Genomic DNA, 14,128 nt, shown 5'->3' with positions numbered 1-14,128 from the left:
ATCGAGCAGCAGATCAAGACCAAGCAGCGCCTCCGGGGCAAACGCACCATGCTCGGTCACCTACCTCGGCAAACGCAGCTTTGTGCAGACCTTCCCTAACACTCTCGGGCTACAGCCAGGCCCAGCTCGATGCCATCGCCGATGAGATCAACGGCCGGCCGCGCCAAGGTCTGGGCGTACGATCGCCATTGGCTGTCTACCGCGAGCTGCTCATCAGCAGCTCACAGCATTCCTCCCTCTTTCATTGAAATCCAGGTGTTGCGCTTCAGGTTTGAATCCGCCGTGACTTGCTCATACGTGAGGCAACACGATTGGAGAGGCTGCTTTATAAATATGCCCCGGCTTGGCTCGGAAGCGGTCTGCACCCGGGCCCTGGCGCACGACTCGTCCAACTCCGCACCGTCAAGACCTCGTGGTTGGCGAAGAGCAGGCGGTTGTGAAAGAACTGCGAGCGGTTGCGCGATACAAGTTTGCAGCTCATCCACCTCACGCTTCGCTTCTCTGCGCAAGAGGTTTTCAACAGGCTTGAATAAGTGTTTTCGAATTTTATCCGGTCCACCCGCCTGTCCATCGACGCCGCCATTGTCGACCTCGACGGCACCCTGGTCGATACCCTGGGCGATTTCGAGGCAGCGCTGGCCCGCATGCTCGCCGAGCGCGGCCGCCCGCCGCTGGGCCGCGCGGACTTGTCCCGTATGGTGGGAAAGGGCTCCGAGCATTTGGTGCAACTGGCGCTCGAGCATGCGGGCCTGCCGGCCGCCGACGCACCCGAGGCGCTGGCCCGCTACCTGCACCACTATGCCGACGTCAACGGCCGCCATTCCGGGCTGTTCCCCGGCGTGCGCGAAGGGCTGGAGGCCCTGCGGGCGAGCGGCCTGCCGCTGCTCTGCCTGACCAACAAGCCGCACAGCTTCGCGCGCGACCTGCTGGAGGCGCTGGACCTGGGCCGTTACTTCGGCAGCGTTTTCGGCGGCGACAGCTTCGCGCGCAAGAAGCCCGATCCGCTGCCGGTGCTGGAAAGCTGCCGCGCGCTGGGCACCGCGCCCGGCCGCACGCTGATGCTGGGCGACTCCCGCAACGACGCGCAGGCCGCCCGCGCCGCCGGCTGCCCTGTGGTGCTGGTGACCTACGGCTACAACCACGGCGAGCCGGTGCGGCAGGTCGATGCCGACGGTTTCGTCGATACGCTGGACGAGGTCGCGGCCCTGCTGGCAGCCCCCGCCTGAGCCCCCGAAACCGGGCCTGTTCGGCGCAAACCCGCTGCTACACTGGCGCGCATGTTCGTTCACCGCACTTTCCTTGCAGGTCTCGGCGACCGGGGAGCCTGGCCCTGGCGCAAGCCGTCCACACTGCGCACCTGAACCGCGCGGCCCGCGTTCCCCACGCCGGTGCCGTACACCCGTGGCCCCGATGCGGGCCGATCGATTGAACGCGGCATCCCTCTTCTTTTTCTGCGGCGCCCCGCGCGCACCGGATGCCCGCCTGCCGGAGAACCTTCCCCGTGATCACCGAACTCGAATTCAAGAGCCTGAGCGCCCAGGGCTACAACCGCATCCCGCTGATGGCCGAGGCCTTCGCCGACCTGGAAACGCCGCTGTCGCTCTACCTCAAGCTGGCCCATGCAAAGGACGGCGGCAAGTACAGCTTCCTGCTCGAATCCGTCGTGGGCGGCGAGCGCTTCGGCCGCTACAGCTTCATCGGCCTGCCGGCGCGCACCCTGCTGCGCGCCACCGGCTTCGGTGCCGAAGCCAAGACCGAGGTGGTGCGCGACGGCGTGGTGGTGGAGACCGACCGCGGCAATCCGCTCGACTTCATCGCCGCCTACCAGCGCCGCTTCAAGGCCGCGATCCGGCCGGGGCTGCCGCGCTTCTGCGGCGGGCTGGCCGGCTACTTCGGCTACGACACGGTGCGCCATATCGAGAAGAAGCTGGAAGCGTCATGCCCGCCCGACACGCTGGGCTGCCCCGACATCGTGCTGCTGCACTGCGAAGAACTGGCGGTGATCGACAACCTCTCGGGAAAGCTCTACCTGATCGTGTACGCCGACCCGGCCCAGCCAGAGGCCTACGGCAACGCCAAGAAACGGCTGCGCGAGCTGAAGGACCAGCTGAAGTATTCGGTGAGCGCCCCGGTGGTCAGGCCCACCCAGAGCCACCCGACCGAGCGCGAGTTCGCCAAGGCCGACTACATCGCCGCGGTGGAGCGCGCCAAGGAGCTGATCGCCGCCGGCGACTTCATGCAGGTGCAGGTGGGCCAGCGGATCAAGAAGCGCTATACCGAGGCACCGCTGTCGCTGTACCGGGCCCTGCGGTCGCTCAATCCGTCGCCCTACATGTACTACTACAACTTCGGCGACGACATGCACGTGGTGGGCGCGTCGCCCGAGATCCTGGTGCGCCAGGAGACCGCCGTCGACGGCCAGAAGATCACCATCCGTCCGCTGGCCGGCACCCGCCCGCGGGGCCCCACGCCCGATGCAGACAAGGCCGCCGAAATCGAGCTGGTCAACGACCCGAAGGAACGCGCCGAGCACGTGATGCTGATCGACCTGGCCCGCAACGACATCGGCCGCATCGCCAAGACCGGGAGCGTGAAGGTGACCGAAGCTTTCGCGGTGGAGCGCTACAGCCACGTGATGCACATCGTGAGCAACGTCGAGGGCATCCTGAACGACGGCATGAGCGCGATCGACGTGCTGCGCGCCACCTTCCCCGCCGGCACCCTGACCGGCGCGCCCAAGGTCCACGCGATGGAGCTGATCGACCAGCTGGAGCCCAGCAAGCGCGGCCTCTACGGCGGCGCCTGCGGCTACATCAGCTACGCCGGCGACATGGACGTGGCCATCGCGATCCGCACCGGCCTGATCCAGGGCCAGACCCTCTACGTGCAGGCCGCCGCCGGCGTGGTCGCCGATTCGGTGCCCGAGCTGGAGTGGAAGGAAACCGAAGCCAAGGCACGCGCGGTGCTGCGGGCGGCGGAGCTGGTTGAGGAAGGGCTGGAGTAGGGCGGGTTTCGGCTTTCGGATCGCTGTTTTCCGATCGAAAGTGCCCGTGGTCAGCGCTGTATGCCGACTTCTAGCTATTGAATTAGTAGCGGTGGAGGCTTGGGCGGTGCGCCTTGTCCAGGCTCGCGCCGACGGCGTACTCTGCTGCGCGACTGTCCCCGGCCTGCGGCCTCCTCCTCGTCTCGGGCGGCGCCTTCACCGCGCCGCGGCACGAGAACCGGCGCACCTGGCTCTACCGCCGGCAGCCCCCGATGGTGTCGGGCCGCTACCAGCCTTGCGTCCAGGCCCGTTGGACGACCGGCGGCGGCACCGAGGGCGGCGTGCGCTAACCGAACTATCCCGACTGCTGGCGGGGCCTGGCCGACCACGACCGGTACCGGCCTGCGTGAACCCGTCGGCCCCTCCCGCCTATCCCGTCCGATCGTCCATGCAATCCACACTCGACCGCACCCACGACGCCGCCCTGCGAAGCTGGGTGACCAGCGCCAACGCCGACGGCACCGACTTCCCGATCCAGAACCTGCCGCTGGGCATCTTCCGCCGCGCCGGCCACAACGCCGAGGCGTTTCGCCCCGGCACGGCGATCGGCGACCAGATCGTCGACCTGCTGGCACTGGTGCAGGCAGGGCAGCTGACCGGCGGCGCGGCGACCGCGTTGGCCGGCACCGAGAACGGCAGCCTCAACCCGTTGATGGCCCGCGGCCGCGCGGCCCGCGTCGCGCTGCGCCGGGCGTTGTCCGAAGGCCTGCGCGCCGGTGCCGCCTGCCAGGCCGCCTGGCAGGCGGCCCTGGTGCCGCAGGCCGAGGCCGAGTACGCGCTGCCCGCCCGCATCGGCGACTACACCGACTTCTACACCAGCGTCCATCACGCCACTTCCGTCGGCAGGATGTTCCGGCCCGACAACCCGCTGCCGCCCAACTACAAATGGGTGCCGATCGGCTACCACGGCCGCAGCTCGTCGATCGGCATCTCGGGCCGTCGGTTCCCGCGGCCGGTCGCGCAGCTGGGCATGGCCGGCACCGACGGCACCCCGCGCTTCGGCCCTTGCGAGCGGCTCGACTACGAACTGGAGATGGCGATCTACGTCGGCACCGCCAACCCGCAGGGCGAGCCGGTGCCGATCGGCGAGGCCGAGGACCACCTTTTCGGCCTGGGCCTGCTCAACGACTGGTCGGCGCGCGACATCCAGGCATGGGAGTACCAGCCGCTCGGCCCGTTCTTGTCGAAGAACTTCGCCTCGACCGTCTCGCCGTGGATCGTGACGCTGGAGGCGCTGGAGCCTTTCCGCGCCGCCTTCGCCCGGCCGGCGGGCGACCCGCAGCCCTTGCCGTACCTCGACAGCGAGGACAACCGCGCCCGGGGCGCGCTCGACCTGCAGCTCGAAGTCCGGCTGCAGACCCCGAGGATGCGGGCCGACGGCTGGCCGCACCAGCGGCTGATGCGCTCCAACTTCAAGGATGCGTACTGGACCATCGGCCAGCTGCTGTCGCACCACACGGTCGGCGGCTGCAATCTGCAGCCGGGCGATCTGCTCGGCTCCGGCACCCAGTCGGGCCCCGGACCCGACCAGGGCGGCTCGATGCTGGAGCTTTCGGGCGGCGGCAAGCAGCCGCTGGTGCTGGCCAACGGCGAGACGCGCGCCTTCCTGCAGGATGGCGACAGCGTGATGCTACGGGCGCGCGGCGAACGTGCCGGTTTCCGCACCATCGGCTTCGGCGAATGCGAAGGCCGGGTGCTGCCGGCACGGGCGCCCGGCTAGCGGCCTGGGGCGGGCTCCCACCCTCGGCAGGGGCGCCGGCCCACACGCCGACGGCTTGATGGCGGCCATAGTGGGTGGTATGGCAGGGCCTTGCGGCACTGCTTTTCCGCCAACGAAAGCTCCCATGTCCGCCCAGCCCCTCCCGGCCGCCGCCCTCGCCACCACCGTCCTGCGCTGCGAGCTGGAATACCAGGTCTACCAGCCCTCGCACTTCATCTTCCAGATCGAGTGTGCCCGTTCCGACGACCAGTTGCTGCTGGCCGAGCAGCTGACCGTCACCCCCGGCGTGGTGGTGCGGCCGTCGACCGACCCTGCGGACAACCGCACGTTCCGCTGCGACATGGTGCCCGGCCTGCTCAACCTGCGCTACGACGCCGCCGTGCGGATCAACCGCCCGGCCCCCACCGGCCTGGAGCTGGAAGCCGAGATCTCCGAGATCCCCGAAGCGGTGCTGCCCTACCTGATGCCGAGCCGCTTCTGCCCGTCGGACACGATGGGGTCGGACGCCCGCTACCTGTTCGGCCACCTGAACCGCGGCCCGAGCCGGGTCGATGCGATCTGCCGTTGGATCCGCGACAACATCGCCTACCAGATCGGCACCAGCAACCCGACCACCACCGCGCTCGACGCCTACCAGCAGCGCGCCGGCGTCTGCCGCGATTTCGCACACTTGGCGATCACCTTCTGCCGGGCGCTCAACATCCCGGCGCGGCTGGTCGGCGGCTACTGCCACTTCGACGAGCCGCCGCAGGATTTCCACGCGGTGATCGAGGCCTGGATCGGCAGCCGCTGGATCATGTTCGACCCGACCCGGCTCGCCGAGCCGTCCAACATCGTCCGCGTCGCGACCGGGCTGGACGCCAAGAACACCGCCTTCGCCACGGTGTACGGCGCCTTCCAGATGACCTATATGCACATCCAGGTGAGCCACGAGGGACTGGCGCCGCTGGACAATCCCGACCCGGTACAGGCGACGGTGCGTCGCCAGCTGATGGCGAACTGACAAAAGCCGCCGGGCTTTGCCGTGGCCGGGCCGGTGGCGCAGAGTCCGACAGCACGGTGGGTGGATTGCACTACAGCAGTTGCCGCCATTGCGTGTCGTCGCCAGCGGGCCGGCCGGGCGATAGTGAAATTTCGCTCTGAAGCGAACCCGTCCGGCGCAGGCCGTGCCGGATATTTATTTCTCACATCACCCGAAGGGAACCGCCATGCTCGAACAAACCGAAGGCACCGTCCAGAAACTCGCCGGCCGTGTGCAGGACGCCGTAGGCGGCCTCACCGGCGATACCGGTACGCAAGTCGAAGGCAAGGCCCGCCAGGTGGCCGGCAAGGTGCAGGAAACCTATGGCGAAGCCCTGAACCAGGTGCGCGAATCGGCCGTGGCGAATCCACTGGCCACGCTGGCCATCGTGGGCGGCATCGGATTCGTGTTGGGCGCCATCTGGTCGAAGCGCTGATACCTGCGGGAACGGCCCGACCCGGACCGGGGCCGCTCCGCATGCACGGTTCAGCGGTTCGTAACCGCTCGGCATCGAACGCGTTTTGCTATCGAATATATAGCTAGTAGCCGGCGCTGCGTAAAGGCTGCGGGCATTTTCCCGTTCGTATAGTCGCTTTGAGCGTCGTGCGAATCGAAGAGCCGGCCGTTTCTCAGGCGGCCGTCGCGGCCCCCACCGACCCTGCAGGCCGGCGGGTCCGGGCGCGCGACGCGTAGCGGTCGATCGCCAGTCCCTCGGTGCCGATTTCCGGCCGGCGGCCGGTCACCAGGTCGGCCAACAGCCTGCCGGAGCCGCATGCCATTGTCCAGCCGAGGGTGCCGTGGCCGGTGTTGAGGAACAGGTTCGCGTAGCGGGTGCCGCCGACGATCGGAGTGCCGTCGGGCGTCATCGGGCGCAGGCCGGTCCAGAAGCTGGCGCGGGGCACGTCGCCGCCGGGAAACAGGTCCTGCACAACCATCTCCAGCGTCGCGCGGCGGCGCGGGTCCAGCCGCAGGTCGAAGCCGCCCAGCTCGGCCATGCCGCCGACGCGGATTCGGTCGTCGAAGCGGGTCACCGCGATCTTGTAGGTTTCGTCGAGCACGGTGGAGCGGGGTGCCAGCGCCTCGTCGATCAGCGGCACGGTGAGCGAATAGCCCTTGACCGGGTACACCGGCAGGTCGAGCCCGAGCGGTGCCAGCGCATCGCGCGAATAGCTGCCGAAGGCCATCACGTAGCGGTCGGCGCTCAGCAGCGGGCCGTCGACACGCACGCCCTGGATGCGGTCGCCCGTGGCGACCAGGCCCTGCACCGACCGGCCGAACCGGAAATCGACGCCCAGCGCCTGCGCCTTCTCGGTCAGGGCGCGGGTGAACAGGTGGCAGTCGCCGGTCTCGTCGCCGGCAGCCGCAGGCCACCGGCGAGGCGCTCGCGGGCCTGTGTCAGTGCCGGCTCCACCGCGGCTAGCTGGTCGCGGCCGAGCAGCTCGAACGGCACGCCGCATTCGCGCAGTACCACGATGTCGCGCTGCACCGCCTCCATCTGGGCCTGACTGCGGAACAGCTGCAGGGTGCCGCCGGTGCGGTGCTCGTAGGCGATGCCGGTCTCGGCGCGCAGCTGACGCAGGCAGTCGCGGCTGTACTCGGCCACGCGCATCATCCGTTCCTTGTTGACCGCGTAGCGCTCAGCGGTGCAATTGCGCAGCATCTGCGCGATCCAGCGCAACTGCCACAGGCTGCCGTCGGCCCGCACCGCCAGCGGCGCATGCTGCCGGAACATCCACGTCAGCGCCTTCAGCGGAATGCCCGGCGCGGCCCAGGGTGTGGAATAACCGGGCGACACCTGGCCGGCATTGGCGAAGCTGGTCTCCTGCGCGGGGGCGGGCTGGCGGTCGAGCACCGTCACCTCGGCGCCGGCGCGCGCCAGGTAGTAGGCGGCGGTGGTGCCGATCACGCCGCTGCCCATCACGATGACTTTCATGGAGAATCTTTCGGTTCGCGGTGGATTCGGTGTTGTGGAGAGGAGGCGCCGGTGGATTGCGCGGGTTCCGCTGATTCCCGGTGAATGCTCGGCGAAACCCTCATTCTGAGAGTGCGCCCGCCGCACCGCCAGCGAAATGTCGGGCCACGTGTTCGAGAAGGTGCGGCGCCCGCTGCTGCACACGCCAGCGGCGGAAGAGCCGTTGGCTGCGAGCGACCGCGGCGGTCCGACCCGACCCGACCCGACCCGCGCCATAATGCAGGCCCATGCGTGCCACACCGTCCTTATCCCCTGCGACGATCCGCCGTCGGCATTGGCGCAAGCCAACAGCCTGACCGACCCGCCGCGCCCGCACCGGCGCGCGCTTCCTGCGAAGCCCCTCCCCTTGCCTTCCCGTGCGATCCGCGCCCGCTGTCCCGTCCGGCCCAGCGCGATCGCACCGACAGACCCCCGACACCCCCGCCCGGCCGCCCCCGCGCCGCGCCACCGCCTGGAGACCCGGCATGCTGCTCATGATCGACAACTACGACAGTTTTACCTACAACATCGTCCAGTACTTCGGTGAACTGGGCGCAGAGGTGCAGGTGGTCCGCAACGACGAAATCACCGTCGACGGCATCGCCGAGCGCATCGCCGCCGGGGTCGACCGGCTGGTGGTCTCGCCCGGCCCCTGCTCGCCGGCAGAGGCGGGCGTCTCGGTGGCGGCGATACGTGCCTTCGCCGGCAAGTTGCCGATCCTGGGCGTGTGCCTGGGCCACCAGGCGATCGGCGCGGCCTTCGGCGGCAGCATCGTGCGGGCCGAGCAGCTGATGCACGGCAAGACCAGCACCATCACCACCACCCGGCAGGGCGTGTTCGCCGGCCTGCCGGCCCAGTTCACCGTCAACCGCTACCACTCGCTGGCGATCGACAAGGCCGCCCCGCCCGCGGTGCTGGAAGTGACCGCCTGGACCGACGACGGCGAGATCATGGGCGTGCGCCACAAGGAGCTGCCGATCCAGGGCGTGCAGTTCCACCCCGAGTCGATCCTGACCGAGCACGGCCACGCGATGCTCAAGAACTTCCTGGAGCAGACTTGACAGCATCCCCCAGGCTGCGTGCTGCGCACTCCGCCTCCCCCCCTTCCGCTGCGCGAAGGGGGCGCACCCGGTGGACCGGCGGAGCCGGTTCCACGGGCGCCTTGCTGAATACGTGAACACGCCGGCCCGCTGAACTTCCACTTTCCCGAAAGCCATCCACCATGTCGATCACCGCCCAGGAAGCGCTGCAGCGCACTATCGAACACCGCGAAATCTTCCACGACGAGATGCTGCACCTGATGCGCATTATCATGCGCGGCGAGCTGTCGCCGGTCATGGCTGCGGCCATCGTCACCGGCCTGCGGGTCAAGAAGGAAACCATCGGCGAGATCACCGCCGCGGCCCAGGTGATGCGCGAGTTCTCGACCAGGGTGCACGTGGCCGATGCGACCCATCTGGTCGATATCGTCGGCACCGGCGGCGACGGATCGCACACCTTCAACATCTCCACCTGCGCGATGTTCGTGGCCGCCGCGGCCGGTGCCAAGGTCAGCAAGCACGGCGGCCGCAGCGTCAGCAGCAAGAGCGGCAGCGCCGACGTGCTGGAAGCCCTGGGCATCGACATCCACCTGCCGCCCGAGGCGATCGCCCGCTGCATCGCCGAGGTGGGCATCGGCTTCATGTTCGCGCCCAACCACCATCCGGCGATGAAGAACGTGGCGCCGGTCAGGAAGGAGCTGGGCGTGCGCACCATCTTCAACATCCTCGGCCCGCTCACCAACCCGGCCAGCGCGCCCCACATCCTGATGGGCGTGTTCCACCCCGATCTGGTCGGCATCCAGGTGCGGGCGCTGCAGCGGCTCGGCGCCGAGCATGCGCTGGTGGTCTACGGCAAGGACGGCATGGACGAGGTGAGCGTGGGCGCCGGCACCCTGGTGGGCGAGCTGAAGGACGGCGAGATCACCGAGTACGAGGTCCACCCCGAGGACTTCGGCCTGCCGATGGCCAGCCACCGCGCATTGAAGGTGGAGACGCCCGAGCAGTCGATGGCGCTGCTGCAGGGCGTGTTGGCGGGCGAGGCCGGCCCGGCGCGCGACATCGTGGCGCTGAACGCCGGCGCCGCGCTCTATGCCGCCAACGTGGCCGGCTCGATCGCCGAAGGGCTGGAGAAGGCCCGCGCCGCGATCGACAGCGGCGCGGCGCGCGGCAAGCTGCGGCAGCTGGTCGAGGCGACCCGCCGGGCCACCGCCGCGGCGTAACGGCTAGCCGCCCTGCCTGGCCTTGCCGGGCAGGGCCGGCGGCATCGGCACCTCGAAGGATTCGCCGATCGCGAAGAACGCGCCGCCGGCCACTTAGTGCAGCGTGCGCAGGCCCGGGTCGGTCTCGTTGTCGTAGTGCCAGTGGCCGTCGGCGAAGACCCGTTCGTCGGCCCAGGCACCCACCACCTCGGCCAGGAACAGGTCGTAGCGCGCCTGGTTGTGCGGCTCGGGGATCACCCGGCAGGCCAGGCAGGCCACGCTGCCGACGACCATCGGCCAGTCGCGCGCGCCCTCCACCTCGGGCTGCCAGACATCGAGCCCGGCCATCGCGAACTTGTCGGGCGCGTCCGTAGAAGAATCGACGTCGCGGCCCGACCACTGGCCCACCGCCAGCGTCGCCGCGGCCTGCGCCCGGCAAGGCAGGTTGAGCGCGAAGTTGCCCGAAGCCTCGACCAGTGCGCGGGTATGGGTCGCTTTGTCGATCACCACCGCCACCTTCGGCGGATCGAAATCCAGCGCCATGTTCCAGGCGGCGGCCATCACGTTGCGCTGGCCGCCGTGGGCGCTGGTCACCAGCACCGTCGGCCCGTGGTTGAGCAGGCGGTAGGCCTTGGCGAGGGTAACGGGGCGCAGATGGGGGGCGGTGCTGGGCAGGGTCATGCGGCATTGTTGCGTGGCACGCGGCCGGATGTCGCGGTGCTGGTGCATGGCCCGGCGGGCGGTGCCAGAATCGGCAGGGTTCGCGCATCCGCGCAGCGCGCCGGTTCCCTAGAGCCGCGCGTCCTTCTTTTTCAATTGCCGGCGCCTGGTGCCGGCCGCTTCCCATGTCCGACATCCTGAAGAAGATCGTGGCCGTCAAGCACGAGGAAATCGCCGCCGCCCGCAGGCGACGCCCGCTGGACACGGTGCGCTTCGACGCCGAATCCCGCGTCCTGACCCGCGATTTCGAGGGCGCGCTGCGCGCCAGGATCGCCGCCGGCCGGCCCGCGGTGATCGCCGAGGTGAAGAAGGCGAGCCCGTCGAAGGGCGTGCTGCGGGAGGAGTTCATCCCCGCCGACATCGCCCAGAGCTATGCCGAGCACGGCGCCGCCTGCCTGTCGGTGCTGACCGACCAGCAGTTCTTCCAGGGCAGCGTCGACTATTTGAAGCAGGCCCGCGCCTCCTGCGACCTGCCGGTGCTGCGCAAGGACTTCATGGTCGATGCCTACCAGGTCTACGAATCCCGCGCGATGGGCGCCGACGCGATCCTGCTGATCGCCGCGGTGCTCGACGACGCGCAGATGGCCGACCTGGAAGCGGTGGCCCGCGGCCTCGACATGGCGGTGCTGGTGGAAGTGCACGACGGCGACGAACTGCAGCGCGCGCTGAAGCTCCGCACGCCGCTGGTCGGCATCAACAACCGCAACCTGCGCAGCTTCGAGGTCACGCTCGACACCACCCTCGGCCTGCTGGCCGAGGTGCCGAAGGACCGGCTGCTGGTCACCGAATCGGGCATCCTGGCGCAGGAAGACGTGCGGAAGATGCGCGACGCCGGCGTGCACGCCTTCCTGGTGGGCGAGGCCTTCATGCGCGCCGAGGACCCGGGCGTGGCGCTGGCGGCGCTGTTCGGCTGACCGCATCCGCAAGAGAAGGCAAGCGCGACATGGCCGACCAACTGCAGAGCTGCGACCCGGCCGACTGGCCGGTGGCGCCCGGATGGCAGCCGCTGGTGGAGGATTTCTTCACCGGCGCCGTGGGCATCCAACTGCTCGATTTCCTGTACCGGCGCTTGGAGGCGGGCGCTGCGATCTTCCCGCCGCAGCCCCTGCGCGCGCTGGAGCTGACGCCGCCCGACGCGGTGCGGGTGGTGATCCTGGGCCAGGACCCGTACCACGGCCGCGGTCAGGCCGAGGGGCTCGCCTTCTCGGTCGCGCCCGGCGTGGCGCTGCCGCCGTCGCTGCGCAACATCTTCAAGGAACTGCAGCGCGATCTGGGCACGCCGCCGCCGGCGTTTCCCCAGCCCGGCGGCAGCCTGGTCAATTGGGCGAAGAACGGCGTGCTGCTGCTCAATACCTGCCTGACGGTGGAAGAGGGCCAGGCCGCCAGCCATGCCGGCAAGGGCTGGGAGGTCCTGACCGACGCGGTGATCCGCCATGTGGCCGAAGGCGCGCGGCCGGTCGTCTTCATGCTGTGGGGCGCGCATGCCCAGAGCAAGCGGGCGCTGATCGATCCGCAGCGCCACCGGGTGCTGATGGCCAACCACCCGTCGCCGCTGTCGGCGCTGCGGCCGCCCATGCCCTTCATCGGCTGCGGCCATTTCTCCCAGGCCCGGGAGTGGCGGGCGCAGCATGGCGCCTGAGACGCTATTATTTTTGTAGCTAAAGGTCGTTTTCGGAAGCCGGCATCAGGTTGTTTTGGCTTGCAATTTACGCGGTTCGGGCTCGCCATGGCCCACGTAGTCGCGGCGGATGTCGATCGTGCTGCGACTGCCCAGGTCGGCGAAGTGCTGCTGTAGCCAGAGCCGCGCCGCATCCTGGCCCTGGCCGAAGAGTCGGTCCATCACCGCGGCGTCGGCCGAGAGCTTGCTGGCGGCCGACATCTCGTCCATCGCCGCGCCGCCGTCGATCCGGTGCAGGTGTAGCTCCTTGTAGCCTTCGCCTTCCTGCAGCCGGCCCGAGGCCACCAGCCGGTTGATGAAGTCGATGCTGCGCATCTGCTGCAGCAGGCTGGCGTTGAAGCCCAGCTCGCCGACCCGCTCGACGATCTCCTGCGGCGTCTGCGGCAGGCGGGCGCGGGAGAGCGGGTTGAGCTGCACCAGCACGATATCGCGTGCCTGGCAGTGGTCGATCAGCGGGGCCAGCGCCGGGTTGGCCGAGTAACCGCCGTCCCAGTAGTGCTCGCCGTCCACCTCGACCGCCTGGAACAGCATCGGCAGGCAGGCCGACGCCATCACCGCCGCGAGGGTTAGCTGCCTGCCGTGGAAGATCGCGGCCCGGCCGGTCTGCACATGCGTGGCCGAGACGAACACTTGCGGCGCCTTGTAACGGGCGATCGCGTCGAAATCGATCTGCTCTTGCAGCAGACGGCGCAGCGGGTTGATGTCGAGCGGATTGCTCTGGTAGGGCGACAGCCAGCGGCTCATCGCTTCGTTGAAGGCGCCGGTGCCGAGCGGGTCGGCGCGCCAGCCGCCGGTCATCAGCCGCGCGACGCCCTGGGCCATCGAACCCAGGCTGCCCAGCGCCGCCACGCCTCGCCACACCGCCGCCAGCGCGGCGCGGGCCGCTTCGGCCGCATCGCCGGGCGTTCCGCGGTCGCGCGCCGCGACCGCGAAGCCGTGCGCCATCGCCACCGCGTTGACCGCGCCGGCGCTGGTGCCGCTCAGGCCGTCGAACTGCAGCCGGCCGTCCGTCAGCATCGCGTCGAGCACGCCCCAGGTGAAGGCACCGTGGGCGCCGCCCCCCTGCAGGGCGAGGCCGACGGGTTTGAGAAGGGCAGGGGCCGCGGCCGTTTCGGCGAGGGAGGGCATGGGGACATCCGAATTTGTTGCGGTGCAGCATTGTCGCGCTTTCAGGGAATCGCGGGTTGTGCATGCTGACGGTGGTCGGCTGTTGGCCGTTGTGCCGAAAAGCTGCTATAGTCGCGGATTCACTGGAGGGGTGGCCGAGTGGTTAAAGGCAGCAGACTGTAAATCTGCCCGCTTACGCGTACGCTGGTTCGAATCCAGCCTCCTCCACCAGTGAGAACGCATTGTGGCGCGGGTCGCGTCGCCGCCGATGCGGGAGTAGTTCAATGGTAGAACCCTAGCCTTCCAAGCTAATGACGCGGGTTCGATTCCCGTCTCCCGCTCCACGCGTTTTCGTTGGTTGCAAGTGAATGTCGGGTGTCTGCGCTGCAGGCGCCTTCGCCCATGTGGCTCAGTGGTAGAGCACTCCCTTGGTAAGGGAGAGGTCGCGGGTCCGATTCCCGCCATGGGCACCAGATTTCGAGATGGTGCCGCATCGCCGTCGGCGGTGCATGGTTCGCGTTGTATTTGATCGAGATATTTTTTTCGGAGTCGAAAAAATGGGAAAAGAGAAATTCACACGTACTAAGCCGCACGTCAACGTCGGCACGATCGGTCACGTCGACCACGGCAAGACCACGCTGACGGCGGC

12 protein-coding genes, 3 tRNA genes and 3 pseudogenes are annotated in these 14,128 nt (G+C 68.9%); 15 read left to right on the top strand and 3 right to left on the bottom strand.

Annotation, left to right across the window (positions count from 1 at the left end):
• Positions 1-101: 101 nt before the first annotated feature.
• The 7 genes and pseudogenes from DFQ15_RS17600 to DFQ15_RS16360 all read left to right on the top strand — a co-directional run.
• Positions 102-248 (top strand): annotated as a pseudogene (locus DFQ15_RS17600) (IS30 family transposase); the annotation flags it as partial.
• A gap of 285 nt (positions 249-533) precedes the next feature.
• A complete protein-coding gene (gph, locus tag DFQ15_RS16385; protein WP_110466989.1) occupies positions 534-1,226 on the top strand; it encodes a phosphoglycolate phosphatase in 693 nt (230 codons plus the stop codon).
• Between the two features lie 275 nt (positions 1,227-1,501).
• Positions 1,502-3,004, top strand: coding sequence for an anthranilate synthase component I (trpE, locus tag DFQ15_RS16380; protein WP_110466988.1), 1,503 nt, complete (start codon positions 1,502-1,504; stop codon positions 3,002-3,004).
• 113 nt (positions 3,005-3,117) lie between these two features.
• Positions 3,118-3,318 (top strand): annotated as a pseudogene (locus DFQ15_RS18245) (homogentisate 1,2-dioxygenase); the annotation flags it as partial.
• 113 nt (positions 3,319-3,431) lie between these two features.
• Positions 3,432-4,763 (top strand): fumarylacetoacetase, encoded by a 1,332-nt coding sequence (fahA, locus tag DFQ15_RS16370; RefSeq protein ID WP_110466987.1) that lies wholly within the window; start codon positions 3,432-3,434, stop codon positions 4,761-4,763.
• 124 nt (positions 4,764-4,887) lie between these two features.
• Positions 4,888-5,766 (top strand): transglutaminase-like domain-containing protein, encoded by an 879-nt coding sequence (locus DFQ15_RS16365; protein WP_158529088.1) that lies wholly within the window; start codon positions 4,888-4,890, stop codon positions 5,764-5,766.
• Between the two features lie 205 nt (positions 5,767-5,971).
• Positions 5,972-6,220 carry a CsbD family protein gene (locus DFQ15_RS16360; protein WP_110466985.1) on the top strand — a complete coding sequence of 83 codons (249 nt, stop codon included), beginning with the start codon at positions 5,972-5,974 and terminating at the stop codon, positions 6,218-6,220.
• Between the two features lie 193 nt (positions 6,221-6,413).
• Here DFQ15_RS16360 and DFQ15_RS16355 read toward each other — a convergent pair.
• A pseudogene (locus DFQ15_RS16355) lies at positions 6,414-7,717 on the bottom strand (D-amino acid dehydrogenase).
• A 503-nt stretch (positions 7,718-8,220) separates the two neighbouring features.
• Between DFQ15_RS16355 and DFQ15_RS16350 the strand changes: the two are divergent.
• Positions 8,221-8,796 (top strand): aminodeoxychorismate/anthranilate synthase component II, encoded by a 576-nt coding sequence (locus tag DFQ15_RS16350; RefSeq protein WP_110466984.1) that lies wholly within the window; start codon positions 8,221-8,223, stop codon positions 8,794-8,796.
• A gap of 161 nt (positions 8,797-8,957) precedes the next feature.
• Positions 8,958-9,995 (top strand): anthranilate phosphoribosyltransferase, encoded by a 1,038-nt coding sequence (trpD, locus tag DFQ15_RS16345; protein ID WP_110466983.1) that lies wholly within the window; start codon positions 8,958-8,960, stop codon positions 9,993-9,995.
• A 93-nt stretch (positions 9,996-10,088) separates the two neighbouring features.
• Here trpD and DFQ15_RS16340 read toward each other — a convergent pair whose 3' ends face one another.
• Entirely contained in the window at positions 10,089-10,655 is a 567-nt protein-coding gene (locus DFQ15_RS16340) for a flavin reductase family protein (RefSeq protein WP_110466990.1), read from the bottom strand.
• 164 nt (positions 10,656-10,819) lie between these two features.
• On the opposite strand from DFQ15_RS16340, the gene trpC reads away from it, so the two are divergent.
• Positions 10,820-11,608, top strand: a complete 789-nt coding sequence (gene trpC / locus DFQ15_RS16335; RefSeq protein ID WP_110466982.1) for an indole-3-glycerol phosphate synthase TrpC — start codon at positions 10,820-10,822, stop codon at positions 11,606-11,608.
• 29 nt (positions 11,609-11,637) lie between these two features.
• A complete protein-coding gene (locus DFQ15_RS16330) occupies positions 11,638-12,333 on the top strand; it encodes a uracil-DNA glycosylase (RefSeq protein WP_110466981.1) in 696 nt (231 codons plus the stop codon).
• 45 nt (positions 12,334-12,378) lie between these two features.
• On the opposite strand, the gene DFQ15_RS16325 is transcribed toward DFQ15_RS16330, so the two are convergent.
• Positions 12,379-13,500 (bottom strand): patatin-like phospholipase family protein, encoded by a 1,122-nt coding sequence (locus DFQ15_RS16325; protein WP_110466980.1) that lies wholly within the window; start codon positions 13,498-13,500, stop codon positions 12,379-12,381.
• Between the two features lie 124 nt (positions 13,501-13,624).
• On the opposite strand from DFQ15_RS16325, the gene DFQ15_RS16320 reads away from it, so the two are divergent.
• The 4 genes from DFQ15_RS16320 to DFQ15_RS16305 all read left to right on the top strand — a co-directional run.
• A tRNA-Tyr gene (locus DFQ15_RS16320) sits at positions 13,625-13,710 on the top strand.
• Positions 13,711-13,749: 39 nt separating this feature from the next.
• Positions 13,750-13,823, top strand: a tRNA-Gly gene (locus DFQ15_RS16315).
• Between the two features lie 54 nt (positions 13,824-13,877).
• Positions 13,878-13,952 (top strand) — tRNA-Thr (locus tag DFQ15_RS16310).
• Between the two features lie 84 nt (positions 13,953-14,036).
• Positions 14,037-14,128 (top strand): GTP-binding protein (locus tag DFQ15_RS16305; RefSeq protein ID WP_146228719.1); only part of this gene is annotated, 92 nt, incomplete at its 3' end.

This window comes from Xylophilus ampelinus, from assembly GCF_003217575.1.
In the GTDB taxonomy this organism is placed as follows: Bacteria; Pseudomonadota; Gammaproteobacteria; order Burkholderiales; family Burkholderiaceae_C; genus Xylophilus; species Xylophilus ampelinus.
This window is presented reverse-complemented; position numbering and strand designations above follow the sequence as displayed.

Coding starts and splice junctions, on each gene's coding strand:
- DFQ15_RS16350 (WP_110466984.1), top strand. CDS start 8,221: ATGCTGCTCATGATCGACAACTACGACAGTTTTACCTACAACATCGTC.
- DFQ15_RS16360 (WP_110466985.1), top strand. CDS start 5,972: ATGCTCGAACAAACCGAAGGCACCGTCCAGAAACTCGCCGGCCGTGTG.
- trpD (WP_110466983.1), top strand. CDS start 8,958: ATGTCGATCACCGCCCAGGAAGCGCTGCAGCGCACTATCGAACACCGC.
- trpC (WP_110466982.1), top strand. CDS start 10,820: ATGTCCGACATCCTGAAGAAGATCGTGGCCGTCAAGCACGAGGAAATC.
- DFQ15_RS16330 (WP_110466981.1), top strand. CDS start 11,638: ATGGCCGACCAACTGCAGAGCTGCGACCCGGCCGACTGGCCGGTGGCG.
- DFQ15_RS16365 (WP_158529088.1), top strand. CDS start 4,888: ATGTCCGCCCAGCCCCTCCCGGCCGCCGCCCTCGCCACCACCGTCCTG.
- DFQ15_RS16325 (WP_110466980.1), bottom strand. CDS start 13,500: ATGCCCTCCCTCGCCGAAACGGCCGCGGCCCCTGCCCTTCTCAAACCC.
- DFQ15_RS16340 (WP_110466990.1), bottom strand. CDS start 10,655: ATGACCCTGCCCAGCACCGCCCCCCATCTGCGCCCCGTTACCCTCGCC.
- fahA (WP_110466987.1), top strand. CDS start 3,432: ATGCAATCCACACTCGACCGCACCCACGACGCCGCCCTGCGAAGCTGG.